The following is an 18,696-nucleotide window of genomic DNA, read 5'->3' on the forward strand; positions in this document are numbered from 1 at the left end:
ACTGAGAAATTTATGCATGACGATTTAAAGCAAAGCTACCAAAACATTATTACCGCTGTGGGTGAAGATGCAGGCCGAGAAGGTCTTCTCGATACACCAAAACGTGCAGCAAAAGCCATGGAGTATTTAACCAAAGGGTATCGTCAAACGCTTGATGAAATTACCAATAATGCGGTATTTAGCTCAGACGCTGACGATATGGTACTTGTCCAAGATATAGAGCTTTACTCTATGTGTGAGCACCACCTATTACCTTTTATTGGTCGTTGCCATATTGCTTATATTCCCGATGGCAAAGTACTAGGCTTATCTAAATTTGCGCGTATTGTTGATATGTTTGCACGCCGCTTTCAAATTCAAGAGCAGCTTACTCATCAAATTGCTAAAGCCGTTGAGGAAGTAACCGGCGCAAAAGGCGTGGGCGTTATTGTTGAAGCTAAACACATGTGTATGATGATGCGCGGTGTAGAAAAGCAAAACTCAAGCATGCGTACCTCTGTAATGCTAGGTAACTTTAGAAGTGACTCTAAAACGCGTAACGAGTTTTTACAGCTTATTAAGGGTTAATTATGGCCAACGCAATTATTAACGTAACCAACTTACGCTTACGTACATTTATTGGTTTTAACCCAGAAGAACGGGAAAAAAAGCAAGATGTAGTGATTAATTTAGAAATTCACTACCCTGCCGATGACGCCTGTAAAACAGACGAAGTGGACCAAGCGCTTAACTATAAAGTGATCACCAAAGAGGTGATAAACCTAGTAGAGCAAGGGCACTTTTTGTTGCTTGAAAAGCTGGTTGCCGAAATACTTGCAGTATGCCATACACATCCAAGCGTGCATTACGCAAAAGCCAGAGTAGATAAACCGCATGCACTGCGCTTTGCCGACTCAGTTTCGCTCACGCTTGATTGGTCAAAGTAACTTTACAAAACCGCTTGTGCACCACTGGCAAGGGCAATAACGGCTAAATACCGCGCGCCTTTGCCAATGCTCACTAATAATAAAAACAGACTAAAACGCACTTTAAATATGCCGCCAATTACCGTTAGTGGGTCGCCAACAATCGGCAGCCAAGCAAACAGTAAGCTATATACCCCATATTTTTTAAATTGAGATTGCGCTTTTTCAAGCCCCTTGGCTGATACCGGAAACCAATTTTTGTGCTTAAAACGTAGCACATGAGTTCCCAACCAATAATTAACACAACTTCCTAGCACATTACCTGAAGTCGCGGCTAACCACAGCAGCCACAGATTAGCTTTTGCTTGGCTTATCATGGTAACAAGTACCACTTCTGAAGAACTTGGTAATAAAGTAGCGGACACAAACGCACTAAAAAATAAGGTGATATAAAGCATTAAGTACTTAAAGTAAAAACCCAGCATACAGCTGGGTTTATTAAAGGGTCGTCATTTATTTTATCAAATTTAGACTCAGTGGGTAATTAAACTCTTTCCCTTCATTGGCTTTAATACTGGCTAAAACCACCATGATAAAAGAAAAAATAGCCACTAAAGGCAGCAAAACGAGGCCGATTACGGCAAAGACTAGTAAAAAACATACAAAGTAAGCTATAGCCATAGTAATTTGAAAATTAAGCGATTTTTTACCGTGTAAATCGACAATTGGCATTTCATCTTTTTTAATAAGCCATACCACTAATGGCCCAAGTATAGAGCCAAACGGAATAACAAAACCGGCTACAGCGCTTAAATGGCAAAGCATAGCCCATGTTTTTTCGTCTTTTGATAACGGCTCAAGCTGTTGATTTTCTTCCATTACGCTCTCCTTATTAGTTAATACATACTGCCTTTTTATTGAGCAGGTGTCTATATAGAGGCGGCTATATTGTTAAATAACACGCCCTAACCCGCTGTGATAAAAAAGTGATAACTTTGTGAGAGTTTCTTGAGGTGGTTATTCAATACTTAGCCTGAATCATCACTTACAGGAAATAATAATGAAAGCTTTAGCATTTACAGTTGCAACCCTTTTAGCAGTAGCTAGCCAATCAACATTGGCAGTAGAGCTAGAAGTAGAAATTACTAACCTCACTAAAGGCCTTTACTTTACACCGGTACTAATAACAGCACACGATAGCGAAGATAAACTTTTTGAAGTCGCAACCGAAGCCTCTGCTGCACTGCAAGCAATGGCTGAAGGCGGCGATATATCAGCACTTGTTACTCAAGCGTCAGCATCGAGCAGCGATATTGCAGAAAACCCAGCGGCAGGCCTTTTAGCACCCGCGGCGTCTGCAACAGCAGAGCTCACAACTACCGATGGCAACGAATACCTATCTGTAGCGGCTATGTTACTGCCAACCAATGATGGCTTTGTAGGTCTTGATAGCTGGAAAGTTCCAACAGAAGCAGGCTCCTATACTGTTTACCTCAATGGTTATGATGCAGGTACAGAAGCAAATAACGAACTTGTAGTAGAAGGCTCGGGTGCACCTGGTGTATTAGGCATCCCTGCTGCACCGGGCGGCCAAGCAGGCACTAACGGTACAGGTATTACAACTGGCGATACAAATACGATGGTGCACATTCACCCGGGGGCCCTTGGCGATGATGACCTAGAAGGTGGAAACAGTGATTTGAATAACACTGTACACAGATGGTTAAACCCCGTTGCAAAATTAACTGTGACGGTTAAATAGGAGAGTTAATTATGTCATCTCTTTCTAATTTTAAAAAAAGTGCGCTTATTTTACTGTTAGCCAGCTCAATAGCCGCATGTGGCGATAACGATAATAACGACTCTATTGAAGATCAAGAACCTGTGGTTATTGTAGAGCCCGAACCTGTTGTTTATGAGTTTACTATCACTTTTAGTAACTTAACGGCTGGACAACCACTATCACCACTCTCGATCATTGCATTTGATGAAACCCCACCATGGAAATTTGGTGAGACGGCTTCTGTCGGTTTAGAAATGATTGCAGAAAGCGGCGCTAATGAAGAGTACCTTAGCGATGAAAATGCACTTGCTTCAGTCTCGGCTGAAGGCGGTATTGGCCCTGGCGAAACAACCTCTGTAACCCTTTTAGTTGATGCACAAGATGTTCTTAATTTATCTTTTGCTGCCATGCTTGGGAATACAAATGACGCTTTTACCGGTCTTAGTTCTGTAGATGTATCAACATTGGAAGTAGGCAGTTCAATATCACAAACGACGCCCGCTTACGATGCAGGTACGGAAGCGAATATAGAAACAGCTGACACTGTGCCTGGTCCCGCTGCTGGCGGCGAAGGGTTTAACGAAATACGCGACGATATTGCCGATATAATCACAATGCACCCAGGTGTTGTGTCTAATCAAGATGGCTTATCAAACTCTGCACTAGGTGCTGAACATAAGTTTGATAACCCAGTATCAAAAATAGTGATCACTCGTACACAGTAAAATAGCTTGTAATGGGGATGTGAGGCGACACGGATGTCCCTTTTTTACGAGGTTAACCATGCGGCACGAAAAAATACTGGTAGTAGAAGACGACAGAGAAATAGGGCAATTAATAACAACTCAACTTGCTGCGTTAAATTTGCATGTTGACCATGTTGTAAGCGCTGAGCTCGCACTTAAAAAAATAGCAAAACAACCTTACGGGCTTATTTTACTGGATATAAACCTGCCACAAATGGATGGCTTGAGTTTATGCCGTAAAATTAAAGAGCACTACCCTACCATTTCCGTTATTTTACTTACCGCGCTCAGTAGCGATATGGATCGTGTAATTGGTCTTGAAATGGGTGCTGATGACTATATTTGCAAACCCTTTTTTGCTCGTGAATTACAAGCCCGCGTTAAAACACAATTACGCCACCGCTCACAACTTCTAGCAATTCAAAATAACGAAAACGACAGCCCGTGCAACGAACAAACGCTAAATATCGGCTCACTCAATATTGAATTTAGCTCACATCAAGTTTATTTAGACGAACAAGCACTTAACCTCACCGCCACTGAATTTGATTTACTGGTATATTTTGCTCGCCACCCAAACCATGTTTTTAGCCGCCAGCAATTGCTCGACAAAGTATGGGGGTATCAGCACAGCGGGTACGAGCATACCGTTAACTCACATATAAATAGGTTACGCGCCAAACTTGAGCTACATCATCAAGCGCCTATTATCGAAACCGTTTGGGGCGTTGGCTACAAACTAAATCCAAGCCAACTTACTTAAGAGCCTTATTATGAACCTATCTTTGTATCAAAAATTAGCGGTGTCGTTGGTTGTTATATTTTGTTTTATTTGCGCACTCGTTTACAGCTGGAGTAAACAACTAGAGCTCACCTCAAAACATCATGGCGAGCAAAACCTGCACTTAGCCCTTGCTGAGCATTTAGTACAAGATAACCCATTAATAAAAGAGGGTGTATACGACTACGCAGCTCTAGAAAACCTATTTCATACCTTAATGTTATTAGGCCCCGCATTTGAGTTTTATTTTGTAGATGAAAACGGAAAAATCCTCACTTACTCAGCAGAGCCTGGTAAAGTTAAACGCACTCATATTAATTTAGCCCCCTTAAAAAAGCTGATTAACAACCCAGCTGCAGCGCCAATTTATGGTGATGATCCAAGAAATAAAGCGCAGCAAAAAATATTCTCTGTAGCGCCTGTTTTTAATAACGATAAGCTGCAAGGGTACTTGTATGTAATTATTGGCGGTGAAGCCTACGATACCTCTTTAAACACAATTAAAAATAATGACAAACTATGGCTTGCCGCATTATGGCTTGGAGCTGCACTTGCATTTTTACTGATTGCGATGCTTATTTTACTGCGCTTTTTTACCAACCCTATTCAGCGATTAGCCCGTGATGTAAGCAATATTGAAGCAGCTAATTACAGCCTTACCGATACCAAACTCAGCAACTATTCAACCCAAAAAAGTAACGAAGTGCACAGTTTAGGCCGTAACATTCAAGCCATGGTTACCCGGATTGACGAGCAATTTAAAGCACTTGAGCAAAGCGATAAACAGCGCAAGGAGTTGCTTACTCACTTATCTCACGATTTAAGAACCCCCCTTGCCTCTTTGCAGGGGTTTTTAGAGGTGCTTAATCAGTCGGGGTCGCAATTAAATGCTAAAGAACAACAAGAATACTTACATGTATCCCTTAATAACTGCGCGCAGCTTAAACAGCTTATTGAACAAATTTTTGAATTAGCCCATTTAGAAAACGGCGAAATAAGCATTCACAAAGAAACCTTTAATTTAGGTGAGCTTATTTACGATTGCATTGCTAAGTTTTCTCTAACCGCTGAGAAAAAAGGCCTTAACTTAACGGTAGAACCTGCAATTTGCGATTTTCCTGTTGTAGCCGATATTGCAAAACTTGAGCGTGTTTTAAGTAATTTAATTGATAATGCAATAAGGCACACACCTAAAGGCGGCAGCATAGCTGTAAACGTTAAGCGTATAGATGAAAAGCAATTATTTGTGCAGGTTTCTGATACCGGCGTGGGTATTAAGCATGATGAGCTAAACGCGATTTTTAATCCGCATTATCAGGCTTCAAATTCAAATAATGAAGGGCGCCAACAAGGTGGCTTAGGGTTGGCTATTTGTAAGGGGTTACTAAAACTTATGGACAGTGAAATAAATGTACAAAGTGAGCTGGGCAAAGGCACTATGTTTAGCTTTAACTTGCCGCAAAAAATAAAGGTATAGCCAACGGCTATACCTTTAGAACATTACTTAATTTTTATTTTGTTAGTTTTTAATACCGGCTAAATCAAGCATAAATGCATAGTTTAGCGCAGTATCTTCTAGGCGTTTAAAGCGACCAGACGCCCCGCCATGGCCGGCTTCCATATCTATTTTAAACAGCAGTTTATTATCATCTGTTTTATAGTCACGCAGCTTTGCAACCCACTTAGCCGGCTCAAAGTATTGAACTTGTGAGTCATGTAAACCGGTAGTCACTAACATATTAGGATACGCTTGCTTTGAGACTTGATCATACGGCGAGTACGACAGCATGTAATCGTAATATTCTTTTTCATTTGGGTTACCCCACTCACCATACTCATTGGTAGTAAGTGGTATGCTTGCATCAAGCATGGTGGTGACTACATCAACAAAAGGCACTGCTGCAACCACCCCTTTATATAGCTCTGGTGCTTGGTTAACCACCGCGCCCATTAATAAACCACCAGCACTACCACCGTAGGCAAATATTTCGTCTTTTGCGCCATAACCTTGTGCCACTAATGATTTGGTTACATCAACAAAGTCGTTAAAAGTGTTCTTTTTAGTTAATAACTTTCCGTCTTCATACCATGGGCGTCCTAGCATTTGCGAACCACGCACATGCGCTATAGCAAACACAAAACCACGGTCTAATAAGCTTAAACGTGAGCTTGAAAAAGTAGGGTCCATGGTGGCGCCGTACGAGCCATAACCATATTGCAGTAACGGGTTAGTCCCTTCTTTTTTAAATGTATCTTTACGGTACACTAAGCTTACCGGCACTTTTATACCATCGCGCGCCTTTATAAAAATACGCTCCGAGGCATAGTTATCTGCGTTAAAATCACCTAACACGGCTTGCTGCTTAAGTAGGGTTTTATCACCCGATTTAAGGTCAATATCGTACGACGAAACCGGTGTCGTCATACTGGTATAATAAACACGTAATTTGTCGCTGTTTATATCGTTGTTGCCATAGCTTGCAATGGTATAGGCACTGTCGTTAAAGCTTAGCGTGTGCTCATCTCCTGTCGATAAATGGCGAACAATAAGGCGCGACTGACCCAGTTCTCGCTCTTGATATACAAGGTAGTCTTTAAATAAATCAACGCCTTCTAGCTTAATATCATCGCGCGGCGCAATTACCGTTTGCCAATTTGCTTTATCATGCGCTTTATCTACATCCACCTTCATAAGCTGAAAGTTAACCGCATTTAAGTTAGTTACGATGTAATACGTATTGCCAAGCTTTGAAATACTGTATTCTAGGTCGTCTTCACGCTCAATTAAGCGCTTAGGTTTTGCTTTATTATCATCTGCGCTGAGTACCGACATACCAGAGGCATTGGTGCTGCTGTGCCAAATATATATTTCTGAGCCATCTTTGCTCTTACTAATACCCGTGTAATAACTTGTATCAGCTTCTTCGTAAATAAGTTCATCATCGCTTTGCGGTGTACCTAACGTATGGCGAAAAACTTGATAGCCAAGTAAGGTTTGTGCATCTTTTTTAATGTAGTAAAAGGTTTTATTATCGTTTGCCCAAATAACGCCGCCGTTTGTTCCCTCAAGCGTGTCTTCGAGTAATTGGCCTGTGGTTAAATCTTTTACCTTTATGGTGTAAATTCTACGGCTAACGGTGTCTTCCCCGTACGCCATTAAATTTCCGTTAGTACTTACAGATAAGCCACTTACAGCAAAGTAGTCGTGATCTTTGGCCAACGCATTTACATCTAAAATAACTTGCTGATCAGTGCCTTTAAAATCGCTACTGCGAACATAGGTAGGGTATTCGTTTTCGCCACGCGTTTGTGATGAATAGAAATAGTCGCCTTTTTTAACAGGCACCGAGTCATCGTCTTTTTTAATACGCCCTTTTAACTCTTCAAATAACTTATCTTGCAATGTTTGAGTATGCGCAAGCATTGCCTCGGTATAAGCGTTTTCAGCATTTAAGTAACTTATAACGTCTGGCGCTTTACGCTCGTCATCACGCAACCAGTAGTAATCATCAATACGCGTATCGCCATGAATCGTCATTTCATGAGGTACTTTTTTAGCAATTGGCGCCACGGCGCTCACTGGTTTTTCTGCTTGTTGTGTTTGCATAGTAGTTGCTGTATCTAAAGGTGTACTTTTTGGCGCATTATCACACCCGGCTAGCACAGCGAGTGATAACGCGGCTAGCGTGAATGAAGAACGAATCATAATGAAATCTCTATAGTTTTTATTATTGGTGCTATTAAATATACCTAATAATAAAGCGTGGTGTAATTTAGTTTGTGAAGCTATGTAAAAAGGGAGCCGAGGCTCCCTTTAAAATAGCGTGCTAGTTATAAAATTACTTTTGTTTACGACGACGCATAAATGCAAACGGCGCAGCAAGTAACGTTAACCAAGCTAGTGAGCCCGATGAACCATTGCTTTCAGGCTCTGGTGTTGGCGTCACTGGCTGAGGGTCTGCAATGGTATCGTTAACAACGATTGATACCATAGTTTCTTCGGCGCTAGTGCCTGATGCTTCACGCACTGTGTATGTAAAGCTATCTTCACCAGAGAACTGTGCATTTGGCGTATAATCAATCGTGCCATCTTCATTCACGGTTGTAGAGCCATTTGCAGGTGCAGAAACCACTTCAACAGTTGATGCCACTAAGCTGCCTTTAATCCTTACACCTTTATGGGCAGAGAATTCTGCATTTTCTGTTTCTGAAGAGGCTACTGCGTCAAATACAAAACGCGACTCAGCCATGTCATTAGCTAATACATCAATAGTCACTGTTTGCTCTTCATCAACTTCTACTGCATCTGCAGCGGTGTAATGGCTGCGATCTTTTGCAAAGGCTTGATATTGAATATCAACAACACCGCCTTTGATTTGATCGACTAAGTAGCCACTACCAATAGCATTACCCGTTGGAACTGTGTCCAGCATTGCCCCTACGTTGCCATCAGCAGACTCTACACCCGCTGAGTAAGGTGCAGGTAAAGCAGGCACATCAATGTAGTTCATACGAACTTCATCAGTCCCTTCTTTTAAGATCACTTGGAACGTGTACTTATCACCTAAAGAACTACCCCAAAGCTGAACGTCATGCCATTCTACAACTACATAGCCGCTATCAAATTTAGCCACATAAAGCTCACCGCCACCGCTCGCGCCACCCGCTAAATCAAAGTCAGCCCAAAGCGGCGCAATAACACCATTAGGTGTACGTGCATTAGGCATTGCTTGAGGGCTCCAAGAGTTAGTTGTATTTACATCTGCACCAACAGCAATAAAGCCGTTATCTGAGATAGTAAATGCTGAGTACTCTTTCCCATCAAAAATAAAGTCAGCTTCAACCGTAATGGTTATCTCATCACACCCGTCAGGACACGCTTGTGGTTCAATGCCTTCATCAGCCAATGAGAAAGTACCTAAAAAATCACTGCTGTTAATAGCAAATTCTTTTGGTCCCAATGTACCCGTCCAGGTTAGCTCTTTATTGTCTTCACTTAATGTTACTTCACCTGCACCATTAGTCACTTCAACAACAGGGGCAGCACCTTTAAGAAGCTCCGCATTTTCGTCAAGTTTTACATTTACTGATAGCTCGTCAGTGAACAGAGTATTATTAAATTGCACACCCACTTTTGCTGGAGTAGAAGAATTTAAAGAATCGGCATCGACTGTTGCACTAAACACACTGCTATTGGTTGCTTCGTTATCGTAAATAGCAAATGGTAAGTGAGCGATTTGACCTGTCTCAGTATGAGTCCACACTACATGACCAAAGTTCCAACCTTTTACATCGTTAAATGTTGAATCAATATCTAAGTTAAATTCAGCCATGTCAGTGCTTATTTCTTCACCTTCAGAGTCTGTTGAGGTAGAACCATGCGCGCCAAGCATAACGGTGCTAGGCGAAACTGTAATTTCAGCGCCTTGCATATCGGTTACTACTTTTGCAGTCCACTCACCAGCAACATCAGTCATATTTTGCACGGTATTTGAGAAACTACAAACGCTTAAACAACTTGGATCGGCGTAAGAGCCATGATCAAATGTAAGTGCTGCCTCTAGCGCATTAGGCATATCTAATCGGCCGGCACCTACATCAAATGCATCAGCTTTGGTTACTAAGTCTTCTTTATGTAGGCCATCCATTTTAGATGAGCTCATAAGTGCCGTTTTGATTTGTACCGCATTCCACTCAGGGTGAGCTTGCTTCATCAATGCTGCCGCACCAGCAACATGAGGACTTGCCATACTTGTGCCTGTAATCGCATTAAAGGTAATACCATTACCTTCATCTGGCGAGTACGCAGATAAAATATCTGTACCTGGCGCTGCAATATCAGGTTTTAAGAAGCTAGGCTCGCCATTAGGACCACGCGAACTTGAAGAGTTTACTGCATCAGTAAATTTCTCTTGAATTGTTCTTTTAACACTAGGGTCGAGTGAAGCAATAACAGGCTCTTCAGCTGCAGTTAACAGCTCAACCAAGCTTAAACCATCTTCTTGGCTAATCGCTGAGGCTGGAATTGTGGCGTCATCCATAGACATGCCCATAGCACCGCCAGCAACATTGTTGTGGATAATTACCGCTGTTGCGCCTGCTTTCGCCGCATTTTCAGCTTTGGCTGAAAACGCACAGCTACCACGAGAGATAAGCGCTACAGAGTCCGCAAATGAGATATCTTCAGCAAACTCTTCACACCCTTCAAAATTATCAGGAGCAATCACTTGCGCCGAAATAATAGGAAGTGAAATAGGGTCTGTTAATAAACCATTGCTTCCTTCAATGCTTAAATAGGTTTCGCCTGCCACTTCAATTTGTTGAGAGAAGAAACGCCCTGTTTGCGTATTGGCAACTGTTAAACCAGACTCAATACAGCTAGGGCAACCAATAGTTTGTGCGCCGTTACCATCGTTACCTGCTGCGGTTACAACCACTACACCCGCTTCTTCTGCAGCAGTGAATAAATCACTGTATGCACTGCTTGATGGATTACCACCAGCACCACCGCCCCACGAGTTATTAATTACGTCTGCGCCATCTTTAATGGCCGCTTCTAATGCCCCCATTAGTGCAACGGTAGTACCACTGCCTCGTCCATCGGCTGTGTGCCAAAGCGCTTTATAAGCCATTAACTGTGCCGCTGGTGCAACACCTGAAATTGACACGTTATTGTCTTGGTAAGTAATTTCAATTGGGTTACCTACAGCAGTACCAGCAACATGCGTTCCGTGACCATCGTATCCAAGTGGAGAACCAATATATTCATCAGGGTGAACATCACTTGGTGTTGGGCCAAATGCACGCGCCACTATTAATTTATTATTACAAAAATCGGCTTCACCACCCTCTATACGACAGTAATCAGGGTTTTCTGCGATGTAAGCAGCTTCTTCTTCACTAAACTCTGCAGCTGCAAAACCCACATCTGAAAACATAGGGTTTTCTGGGCGAATACCCGAGTCAATAATAGCAACTTTAACCCCTTTACCAGCTTCAGATTGACCACCAAGCGCTTGCCATGCCTCAACGCCTCTAATCACATCAATAGAAGCATCCATTAATGTGTGGTACTCAGTATCTAAAAATACTTTTTTTACACCCGCAAGTTTAGCGAGTTTTTCACGTTGACCTTGCTCACCTTCTACCACGATACCGTTGAATAACGTACTAAATGAATGTGAAACTGAGCCACCGCTAACAGATGCGGCTACTTGCGCTACACTTTTTTGTTTTGCTTTTAAGTAGCTGCTGTACTTTAACGCAGGTGCTGAAGATAGATTAACTTTACTATCCCCAGTTACTGCTGCAGAGGTTGCTTCAAGCCCTGCAATGCCGCCTTTGTAGGTTGCTAGCGGCTCGTCTTCAAGCTGGATAATATAGCGTGCTTTAGTAGAAATGGTTTTATCTTGAGAGTATGTTTTTACACTTGATGTTTCTGGGACATATCCTTTAGATAAATCAGGTGCGGCGGCTGCACCGTATGACATCATAGCTAAACCTATAGCTGATGAAATAGCGGTTCTTTTCAGTGTTATATTAGACATTATTTCCCCTGGAGTGAGTTTTATATTATTGTATTTACTCAATTCAATGTGATTAGAATTGTAATTTTAATATAGAACTACAGCCCTCAGGCTAGCAACAACTCAATTACAAGTGGATTACAAAACTGCAGGAATAGCATCGCAAAAACATCACAACAAACTAATTTTAAATAAGTTTTTCTCTTTCTGTAATTTGTAAATCATTGTAAACAAAACCTAACTTCTTTATGGAAAATGAATGAGTAACGACGTTATAAATATTTTAACCATGGCTAAAGTAATTCAGACTGCCGTCGCCCCTGTCTTTTTAATTACGGGTATTGCTGCCACGCTCGGGGTTTTATCTAATCGTTTAGCCCGCATTACTGACCGTGCGAGACAACTTGAGCGAAAACTCAAGGTAAGCACCGATGAAGACTTTAATAAAACCCTAGCCACAGAGCTGCGAGCCCTATTAAAGCGCTCTCGATGTATTCACATTGCTTTTAGTATGAGCGTGCTAAGCGCCTTGCTAGTATGCGCTGTGGTTATGCTGCTGTTTTTATCACACATTCAGTCTATTAATTTAGGGGTGACAATTGCCAGCTGTTTTGTGGCTGCAATGGCCTTATTAATATGTGGTTTTATGTCGTTACTTGGCGAGGTGTTTTTGGCCACACGTAGTATGCGCCGAGGGATGATATTTGCTGATATTAACGATTAGCAATAAAAAAGCCCGAGATTTTCTCGGGCTTTTATCACAACATTTTAATTTTATTGTGCAGTATAAATAGTCTCTAACACTTCAATTCGCGCTTCTTTAGTATAATCAGATGACTTTAACTGCTCCGCAGCAGCTAAAATATCTTGGCCATCATTAACAGCTAAAACCGCTATTTTAGTACCTGGGAAAACAGACACTACCTTTAAGCCAGACAGCTGAGCTACCTCTGTTGCGTTCATGCCATCTTTAAGCAAAACAGTAATATTGCCAGAAAGCGACGTTAAGTTGTTTGTTAGGACATTACGTACCAGTGTACCTTTTGTTACTAACGATGAAGCCTCAGAAGACTCAACAACCGCCATCTCACCTTTGGTAGAAACAACATACTCATCAGCAGCAACACTTGTTGGTACTAAACGTAAGTTTTTTTCTACAACGTAAGAGCCAAAGTCGGTTTTGCTGTATTTCACACTATTTACCGGCTTTTTTGGAAGTTGCAGCTCTTTATCTGCTAATGAACTCGCTGTTGCACTTAGAGAAATACACGCAGCAGCACCTAAAATAACTAATTTATTCATTTTCATATCTATATTCCTTACTCTTGACCTGCGTGACCAAATGCTCTCAACGAAACGCCTTCTAAAACGCTTGCGGCACGGTTATTTGAAATACCTACGGCACCAAGTCCGTTATCCCCGCCATCGCTGAATGCAAAGCTATCTGCTGCAGCATCAAGAACACGAATAGTCCAAGTACCTTTTGTTGTCTCGCCATAGAAAGCATTAGACAGTAGTACCGCATCTTTTAAAACATAGCCTGTGTTCCAACCGTTAGTAAAGCTATAAGCTGGGTAAAATAGAGCTTGCTTAGACGCTAGTAATACACTGCGCGTGCCTGATGGAGACGTCACTTCAATTGCTAAATCGGTACCAGCAGAGGTTTGCGTACCATCCGCTAAACCAAAGCCCATTTCAGTATTGCTCACATCAAACTTAAACTGCATTGCTTCAATGTTTAGCTCTTCTTCAACAGTGATTTGCTGTGTAACACCCGCGGCACTGTTATCTGGGATTTCTAGCGTAAGGGCATCTTCTTCAACAACAGAGCCAACACCACTCCAATCTGTAATAACTTGCTCACCTAATGCTACGTCGTACTCTTTTGCCATCGCAACTGCAGCACCAGCATCTACACGTCCAAAACCGTATAAGTTATTAAAGTTATAACCTGCTGCATTTTCAACCCAGCCGTCATGCGCTACAAATTCACCTTCACCAACGCTAAGCGTTACAACTTCATCTTCTGCATCGTTAACTGTGCTTGTAGTAGCTAAGATATGACGAACATCGCGCCATGTTAGCTCTGAATTAGCTGATAAAATCAGTGATACTACACCTGACGCATTAGGTGCTGCCGAAGAAGTACCATTAAACGTAGAGGTATAGTTACAGCTAGCGTTATCTTCATGTCCTGGGTAGTTGAATGGGTATTGCGATGCAGCAAAGTCTTCGCCATATGCTGCAGCCCATGCCGTAATCGAGCTACCATTAAAGCCTGAGTACCCGTTAATACAGGTCATTTGGTCAGTTGTTACCATGGCAGGTGCCCAGCGCCCGTATTCACCCGCAGGGGCTGAAACCATTAAGTTAGCACCACCGCTTGAGTAGCTTGTATGCGTACCATCAGCATTTACAGCTGCAACGCTTAAGTAATATGGATGACCTTGGCTTGGCTCAAACGCGCCGTTATAACAAGTAAGGCCTAGCTCATTTGCGCCGTTATCAGCACATAATGACCCTTCACCGCTACCATCTACAAACGAGTTACCGCTCGATTTCATGTTTAGGGCACCTTTACCATCACGAAGGTTAAGGTTAGGGTATGACTCGATAGCTTCATCTAGCTCTGAGTAGCCAATAAACGTTGGGAAGGTAATACCGTAGCTGCGGTTAAACGCAGAAATATTTTCTGACGTGCTAATGCCGCTACCTGGGAAACCATGCGCGAGTAAATCAGTTTGCTCAATTTTATCGCCACCTAGGTAGTTCATGCCAATTAGACCAGCATCTGGTGCAACACCGCGCCCACCCTTACCATTCCAACCTTTCGCTGCAATTAAGCCTGCAACACTGGTACCGTGGTCGCCACTGTTTGACAGACTTGTAGGGTCGGTGCGATCCAACACATCAACATCTAAATTTAAAGAACGGTTTGGTAAAACGTTATCAACTAAGTCTTCGTGACGAATTTCCATACCAGAGTCAACAACAACCGCCGTTACGCCAGCACCTGTAACACCTTGAGCATACGCAGCTGCTACGTTCATATCTTCGCCAGCAACCAATTCTTCTGCTTCTGATTCAGCAAAATCCTCGTCAAAAATAGTTTGCGCTTCTTCTTCGCTGTAACCTAATTGGTTGACATATAAATCAATTAGGCCTTGTTTCATTTCATCGCTTAAAGCATACGACTTTTGACCTGTGTTACGTAGGTGCCATTGCTGATTAGCCAAAGGATCTGACGCAATATCACTAATTGTTAATTGCGCAGACGCCGATTTACCATTTGCATTAGCGGTGTAATCAATTACCGCGTCTTCGCCTGAAACAGGAACGTAAGTAAAGGTATCGCCTTCAACTGTTAGTAAGCCATGGCTAAAAGTATATACGCCATCTTGCGCTTCAACCGCTTCACCATTTTCAGTAAATGTATAACTAAGTGTATCGCCATCGTTATCACTTGCATTAAACTCAGCAGTTACAGGTACCCATTGCTTTAAACCAGCAACGGCTACATCGCTTGCTTTTGGTGCAACATCAGTTACTACAGCAACTTGGCTATTATTGTCATTGTCGCTGCCACCACACCCTGCTAGCGTCATAACTACTGCGGCAGAAAGTGCCGACATTTTAAAAATATTATGCTTCATAAACTTCCTTCGTTAATTATTTTTATGATGACTCAAGGTACACAACAGGGCACTTAATAACAACGCGCTGTTTACAGTCATTAACAATAAACTGACAAGCTGTAATGATATATTCAGAAAACAAGCTATGAGACATTAAAGTTTCACTTGAATAAAATAAGTAATCGATTCAAGATGTCTAATTAGTAGATATAATTTCTTACAGGGGCAAAACATGAAATTAAAACAATTTTTAGCAGGGGTTGCTTTAGCAACATGTACACTTAGCGTATCTGCAAATACTGCATTTAAAGAGCCAAGTGATGCTATTGAATACCGTCAAGCTGCGTTTTCTATGATTTCAGTGCAAATTAGCGATATGGGCGCAATGCTAAAAGGTAAAATTCCTTTTGATGCAGAGCAATTTAAAATGCGCGCTAATAACGCAGCAGCCCTATCTAAAATGCCATGGGAAGCGTTTTACGAAGGCACTGATAAAGGTGATACAGCAGCATTAGCTGATGTATGGTCTGATAATGCAACCTTTGTTAAAAAAGCCAATGCCTTTGCTGCCAATGCAGATAAGCTAGCTTTAGCAGCTCAATCTGGCGATAAGGCGGTAATTGGTAAAGCATTTGGCGCATGGGCCAAAGGCTGTAAAGATTGCCACAAGCAATTTAAAGACTAATTACAATTAAAACAATGCACACTAAAACGGCGCTTTATGCGCCGTTTTGTTTTTTTGTTAGCTATTAACTTAGCAAATAACTAAGTGGTTCTTTGCCCCACGTAACAGCCAGTAGCACTAACAATCCAACAAAAATAGCCCACGCCAACCAAGGAGCTTTCGTGTTATCTATATTAGTTTGAGTGGCTTGCTCGCTGTTAGCCTGTTTTCCGGTGATCATTGCTTTGACAAGTGGTTTTCCTTTTATTTTATACACAACAATGGCAGTAACATGCAGGCAAATGGCATAAAATAAAATATCGAAATTAAGGCGGTGCAGCCAATTTGCAAAATCAACCGTTGAGCTCGACACATACTCAACCAAAGGCCCATCAGTCAAAATGCCATCACTGCTCATTAGCCCGGTCACTAACTGCACTATAATAAGTACAAAAAACAACAAAACCATGTAGCTACCTGGCGCCGAATGACCCACCCCTTTACTAGGATTTTTAAACTCTTTAAATACTGCTATTGGCGAGTGCAGTAACGCGCTTAACTTTGCCGTTTTACTGCCCACCAGCCCCCAAACTAAACGGGTCACTATTAATGCGATTGCGAAAAAGCCAGCCACAAAATGAAGCTCAATCATGCCCTCGTCAATGCTAAAGTAAAGCACAGCAATATTAATCACTAATAACCAATGAAAGCTTCTTATAAAGCCATCCCATACTTTTATACTTTGCATATACATCCTCAACTTGTTGCCAGGCTCTGACACATTATTTTGATACTAAAGCCATTATTCCAAAGTTTTACTACCGCTGCATTAATGATATTACATAAAGCGCTATTTATGGCACACTAAACGCACAAACTTATTACTTACTTGTATTAATGAATATAACTAAACGCGCAGTATTAAAAGGTTTTTTTGATATGCTCCCGCTTTGCCTGGCGGTCGTTCCTTGGGGAATATTATGTGGCTCTTTAGCGATTCAAAATGGCTTTAGTGCCTTTGAAACACAAGCAATGTCTTTACTTGTATTCGCGGGTTCAGCCCAATTAGTTGCAATTGAACTAATGGCCGGTAACACCCCTTTACTGACTATTCTATTTACTACATTTATTATTAGCTCTCGGCATTTTTTATACGGGTTAGCCGTACGCCATAAAGTTATTTCACAGCCATTACGGTGGCGCTTACCAATAAGTTTTGTACTAACCGACGAGCTGTTTGCCTTTTCACATCACCGCAAAGCCTATAAAACAAAAGCGCGCCTAATATACGCTTTAAGCGCGGGTTTTAGTTTTTATATTGCATGGAACCTTTGGACACTCATAGGCATAGTTGCAGGAAGTGTGCTCCCTGATTTAACAAATTTAGGGCTCGACTTTGCTATTGCAGCTACATTTATTGCGCTTGTGGTACCGGGCATAAAAAATTTAGCCTCGCTGGTTACCGTGATTGTTGCGGGTATTAGCGCCACAGTTTTAAAAAGCACGGGGTTTGAGTTGTGGTTGGTTTGTGCTGCTCTACTTGCAATGAGCGCAGGCTACTTTACTGCAAGGCTTACACAAAAAAAGGACAACCCATTATGATGCTCACTATATTATTAATGGCGTGTATTACCTTTTTTACTCGTTACTTATTTTTACATCAACGCCTTGGTTTTAAAGTGGGCCCTAAAATGCAGCAGTTTTTAAGCTTTAGCGCCCCCGCTGTACTAACCGCTATTTGGGTACCCATTATTTTTATAAATGAAGACGGGCTCAACCTAAACTGGCATAACCCTTATTTAAGCGCAGCTATCGTTGCCATTATTGTTGCCTATAAAACACATAATATTTATTACACAACGCTTGCCAGTATGGGGTTATTTTTAATTTTAAATTAAATAACAGCCAACCCATTAGCGCATAGTTAAGCGCGGTATTAACAAGCCTAAATTTTATACTTTTAGTAAAGCGCTACAGCGGGTAGAATGTTGCTAACAACAATAAAAAAGCACCCATCATGCATGAATTTCATCAATTAACGGCTACTGCGTTAGACGGTAAAACAATTAACTTTAGCGACTTTGAAGGCAAGGTTGTGCTTATTGTTAATACCGCAAGTGAATGTGGTTTTACTAAGCAGTACGAGTCGCTACAAACTCTTCATAGTAAGTACGCGAAAAGCGGATTGGTTATTATTGGTTTTCCATGTAATCAATTTGGTCAGCAAGAGCCAGGCGACGCGACGCAAATACAACAAGGCTGTTTAATTAATTACGGGGTAAGCTTTTTAATGGCCGCTAAGATTGATGTAAACGGTCGTCACGGCCACCCTGTATTTAGGTATTTAAAATCGGCCTTACCCGGCTTTTTAACACGAAAAATAAAGTGGAACTTCACCAAGTTTTTGATAGCGCCCGATGGTACACCTATCAAGCGCTATGCGCCTTTTACAAAACCAGAAAAGCTAGAAACCACTATTCAACAAGCACTCGCTAAATTAAGTACATAATAAGTAATAAAGAGGCATAAAGCTAATGCCAGTCAGTTAAGCTGACTGGTATTTTTCTTTTTGGTGGGGTATTTACTTGGTTTGGGTTTGACCCTTCGAGGGTAAAATCTATCTTCCCGCCTCGTCGGAAGTGCGTAATAAGTTAGC

The 18,696-nt window shown here is 41.7% G+C and carries 18 protein-coding genes; 11 read left to right on the forward strand and 7 right to left on the reverse strand.

Translation table 11 applies throughout. The features are described from left to right. Positions 1 to 12: 12 nt before the first annotated feature. Together folE and folX are read left to right on the forward strand one after the other, a co-directional pair. The gene (gene folE / locus PSI06_RS16380; RefSeq protein ID WP_004589001.1) at positions 13 to 567 is read left to right on the forward strand and encodes a GTP cyclohydrolase I FolE; all 555 of its coding nucleotides are present in this window, start codon (positions 13 to 15) and stop codon (positions 565 to 567) included. Between the two features lie 2 nt (positions 568 to 569). Further along, positions 570 to 926, forward strand: a complete 357-nt coding sequence (folX, locus tag PSI06_RS16385) for a dihydroneopterin triphosphate 2'-epimerase (RefSeq protein ID WP_024032091.1) — start codon at positions 570 to 572, stop codon at positions 924 to 926. Positions 927 to 928: 2 nt separating this feature from the next. Here folX and PSI06_RS16390 read toward each other — a convergent pair whose 3' ends face one another. Both PSI06_RS16390 and PSI06_RS16395 read right to left on the reverse strand, forming a co-directional pair. Beyond that, positions 929 to 1,363, reverse strand: a complete 435-nt coding sequence (locus PSI06_RS16390) for a YqaA family protein (protein WP_126005443.1) — start codon at positions 1,361 to 1,363, stop codon at positions 929 to 931. Between the two features lie 55 nt (positions 1,364 to 1,418). Next, a complete protein-coding gene (locus tag PSI06_RS16395) occupies positions 1,419 to 1,784 on the reverse strand; it encodes a DUF4870 domain-containing protein (protein WP_024032093.1) in 366 nt (121 codons plus the stop codon). A gap of 181 nt (positions 1,785 to 1,965) precedes the next feature. Here PSI06_RS16395 and PSI06_RS16400 point away from each other — a divergent pair, with 181 nt between their 5' ends. The 4 genes from PSI06_RS16400 to PSI06_RS16415 are packed head-to-tail and all read left to right on the forward strand — an operon-like array spanning position 1,966 to position 5,692. Continuing rightward, complete coding sequence (locus PSI06_RS16400) at positions 1,966 to 2,667, forward strand: spondin domain-containing protein (RefSeq protein WP_273604335.1); 702 nt, start codon at positions 1,966 to 1,968, stop codon at positions 2,665 to 2,667. A gap of 11 nt (positions 2,668 to 2,678) precedes the next feature. Continuing rightward, positions 2,679 to 3,413, forward strand: coding sequence for a spondin domain-containing protein (locus tag PSI06_RS16405; RefSeq protein ID WP_273604336.1), 735 nt, complete (start codon positions 2,679 to 2,681; stop codon positions 3,411 to 3,413). A gap of 58 nt (positions 3,414 to 3,471) precedes the next feature. After that, a complete protein-coding gene (locus PSI06_RS16410) occupies positions 3,472 to 4,197 on the forward strand; it encodes a response regulator transcription factor (RefSeq protein WP_004589008.1) in 726 nt (241 codons plus the stop codon). Positions 4,198 to 4,207: 10 nt separating this feature from the next. Further along, positions 4,208 to 5,692 (forward strand): sensor histidine kinase, encoded by a 1,485-nt coding sequence (locus PSI06_RS16415; RefSeq protein ID WP_004589009.1) that lies wholly within the window; start codon positions 4,208 to 4,210, stop codon positions 5,690 to 5,692. Positions 5,693 to 5,734: 42 nt separating this feature from the next. On the opposite strand, the gene PSI06_RS16420 is transcribed toward PSI06_RS16415, so the two are convergent. Both PSI06_RS16420 and PSI06_RS16425 read right to left on the reverse strand, forming a co-directional pair. Next, complete coding sequence (locus tag PSI06_RS16420; protein WP_004589010.1) at positions 5,735 to 7,921, reverse strand: S9 family peptidase; 2,187 nt, start codon at positions 7,919 to 7,921, stop codon at positions 5,735 to 5,737. Between the two features lie 133 nt (positions 7,922 to 8,054). Further along, entirely contained in the window at positions 8,055 to 11,762 is a 3,708-nt protein-coding gene (locus PSI06_RS16425) for a S8 family serine peptidase (RefSeq protein ID WP_273604337.1), read from the reverse strand. Between the two features lie 238 nt (positions 11,763 to 12,000). On the opposite strand from PSI06_RS16425, the gene PSI06_RS16430 reads away from it, so the two are divergent. Continuing rightward, a complete protein-coding gene (locus PSI06_RS16430) occupies positions 12,001 to 12,465 on the forward strand; it encodes a DUF2721 domain-containing protein (RefSeq protein ID WP_004589012.1) in 465 nt (154 codons plus the stop codon). A gap of 50 nt (positions 12,466 to 12,515) precedes the next feature. On the opposite strand, the gene PSI06_RS16435 is transcribed toward PSI06_RS16430, so the two are convergent. Further along, positions 12,516 to 13,049 (reverse strand): S8 family serine peptidase, encoded by a 534-nt coding sequence (locus tag PSI06_RS16435; protein ID WP_273604338.1) that lies wholly within the window; start codon positions 13,047 to 13,049, stop codon positions 12,516 to 12,518. A gap of 11 nt (positions 13,050 to 13,060) precedes the next feature. After that, on the reverse strand, positions 13,061 to 15,394 hold the full coding sequence (locus tag PSI06_RS16440; RefSeq protein WP_121636784.1) for a S8 family serine peptidase: 2,334 nt from the start codon (positions 15,392 to 15,394) through the stop codon (positions 13,061 to 13,063). Positions 15,395 to 15,608: 214 nt separating this feature from the next. Between PSI06_RS16440 and PSI06_RS16445 the strand changes: the two genes are divergently transcribed. Further along, a complete protein-coding gene (locus PSI06_RS16445; protein WP_024032101.1) occupies positions 15,609 to 16,061 on the forward strand; it encodes a c-type cytochrome in 453 nt (150 codons plus the stop codon). Between the two features lie 64 nt (positions 16,062 to 16,125). Here PSI06_RS16445 and PSI06_RS16450 read toward each other — a convergent pair whose 3' ends face one another. Then, a complete protein-coding gene (locus PSI06_RS16450; RefSeq protein WP_138685494.1) occupies positions 16,126 to 16,788 on the reverse strand; it encodes a cytochrome b/b6 domain-containing protein in 663 nt (220 codons plus the stop codon). Between the two features lie 149 nt (positions 16,789 to 16,937). On the opposite strand from PSI06_RS16450, the gene PSI06_RS16455 reads away from it, so the two are divergent. The 3 genes from PSI06_RS16455 to PSI06_RS16465 all read left to right on the forward strand — a co-directional run bounded on the left by PSI06_RS16455 (position 16,938) and on the right by PSI06_RS16465 (position 18,549). Beyond that, the gene (locus PSI06_RS16455) at positions 16,938 to 17,642 is read left to right on the forward strand and encodes an AzlC family ABC transporter permease (RefSeq protein WP_096040935.1); all 705 of its coding nucleotides are present in this window, start codon (positions 16,938 to 16,940) and stop codon (positions 17,640 to 17,642) included. Beyond that, a complete protein-coding gene (locus PSI06_RS16460; RefSeq protein WP_004589018.1) occupies positions 17,639 to 17,938 on the forward strand; it encodes an AzlD domain-containing protein in 300 nt (99 codons plus the stop codon). The genes PSI06_RS16455 and PSI06_RS16460 overlap by 4 nt, the downstream gene beginning before the upstream one ends. 119 nt (positions 17,939 to 18,057) lie before the next feature. Then, positions 18,058 to 18,549: a glutathione peroxidase gene (locus PSI06_RS16465; protein WP_273604339.1), complete on the forward strand. Its 492-nt coding sequence runs from the start codon at positions 18,058 to 18,060 to the stop codon at positions 18,547 to 18,549. The last annotated feature ends 147 nt before the right edge of the window (positions 18,550 to 18,696 follow it).

The sequence above is a fragment of the Pseudoalteromonas sp. GABNS16E genome, assembly GCF_028598715.1.
GTDB classification, from domain to species: Bacteria; Pseudomonadota; Gammaproteobacteria; order Enterobacterales; family Alteromonadaceae; genus Pseudoalteromonas; species Pseudoalteromonas atlantica.

Bases quoted from the DNA above. Each gene is read 5' to 3' on its own strand.
- folE (WP_004589001.1), top strand. From the start codon at position 13: ATGCATGACGATTTAAAGCAAAGCTACCAAAACATTATTACCGCTGTG.
- folX (WP_024032091.1), top strand. From the start codon at position 570: ATGGCCAACGCAATTATTAACGTAACCAACTTACGCTTACGTACATTT.
- PSI06_RS16390 (WP_126005443.1), bottom strand. From the start codon at position 1,363: ATGCTTTATATCACCTTATTTTTTAGTGCGTTTGTGTCCGCTACTTTA.
- PSI06_RS16395 (WP_024032093.1), bottom strand. From the start codon at position 1,784: ATGGAAGAAAATCAACAGCTTGAGCCGTTATCAAAAGACGAAAAAACA.
- PSI06_RS16400 (WP_273604335.1), top strand. From the start codon at position 1,966: ATGAAAGCTTTAGCATTTACAGTTGCAACCCTTTTAGCAGTAGCTAGC.
- PSI06_RS16405 (WP_273604336.1), top strand. From the start codon at position 2,679: ATGTCATCTCTTTCTAATTTTAAAAAAAGTGCGCTTATTTTACTGTTA.
- PSI06_RS16410 (WP_004589008.1), top strand. From the start codon at position 3,472: ATGCGGCACGAAAAAATACTGGTAGTAGAAGACGACAGAGAAATAGGG.
- PSI06_RS16415 (WP_004589009.1), top strand. From the start codon at position 4,208: ATGAACCTATCTTTGTATCAAAAATTAGCGGTGTCGTTGGTTGTTATA.
- PSI06_RS16420 (WP_004589010.1), bottom strand. From the start codon at position 7,921: ATGATTCGTTCTTCATTCACGCTAGCCGCGTTATCACTCGCTGTGCTA.
- PSI06_RS16425 (WP_273604337.1), bottom strand. From the start codon at position 11,762: ATGTCTAATATAACACTGAAAAGAACCGCTATTTCATCAGCTATAGGT.
- PSI06_RS16430 (WP_004589012.1), top strand. From the start codon at position 12,001: ATGAGTAACGACGTTATAAATATTTTAACCATGGCTAAAGTAATTCAG.
- PSI06_RS16435 (WP_273604338.1), bottom strand. From the start codon at position 13,049: ATGAAAATGAATAAATTAGTTATTTTAGGTGCTGCTGCGTGTATTTCT.
- PSI06_RS16440 (WP_121636784.1), bottom strand. From the start codon at position 15,394: ATGAAGCATAATATTTTTAAAATGTCGGCACTTTCTGCCGCAGTAGTT.
- PSI06_RS16445 (WP_024032101.1), top strand. From the start codon at position 15,609: ATGAAATTAAAACAATTTTTAGCAGGGGTTGCTTTAGCAACATGTACA.
- PSI06_RS16450 (WP_138685494.1), bottom strand. From the start codon at position 16,788: ATGCAAAGTATAAAAGTATGGGATGGCTTTATAAGAAGCTTTCATTGG.
- PSI06_RS16455 (WP_096040935.1), top strand. From the start codon at position 16,938: ATGAATATAACTAAACGCGCAGTATTAAAAGGTTTTTTTGATATGCTC.
- PSI06_RS16460 (WP_004589018.1), top strand. From the start codon at position 17,639: ATGATGCTCACTATATTATTAATGGCGTGTATTACCTTTTTTACTCGT.
- PSI06_RS16465 (WP_273604339.1), top strand. From the start codon at position 18,058: ATGCATGAATTTCATCAATTAACGGCTACTGCGTTAGACGGTAAAACA.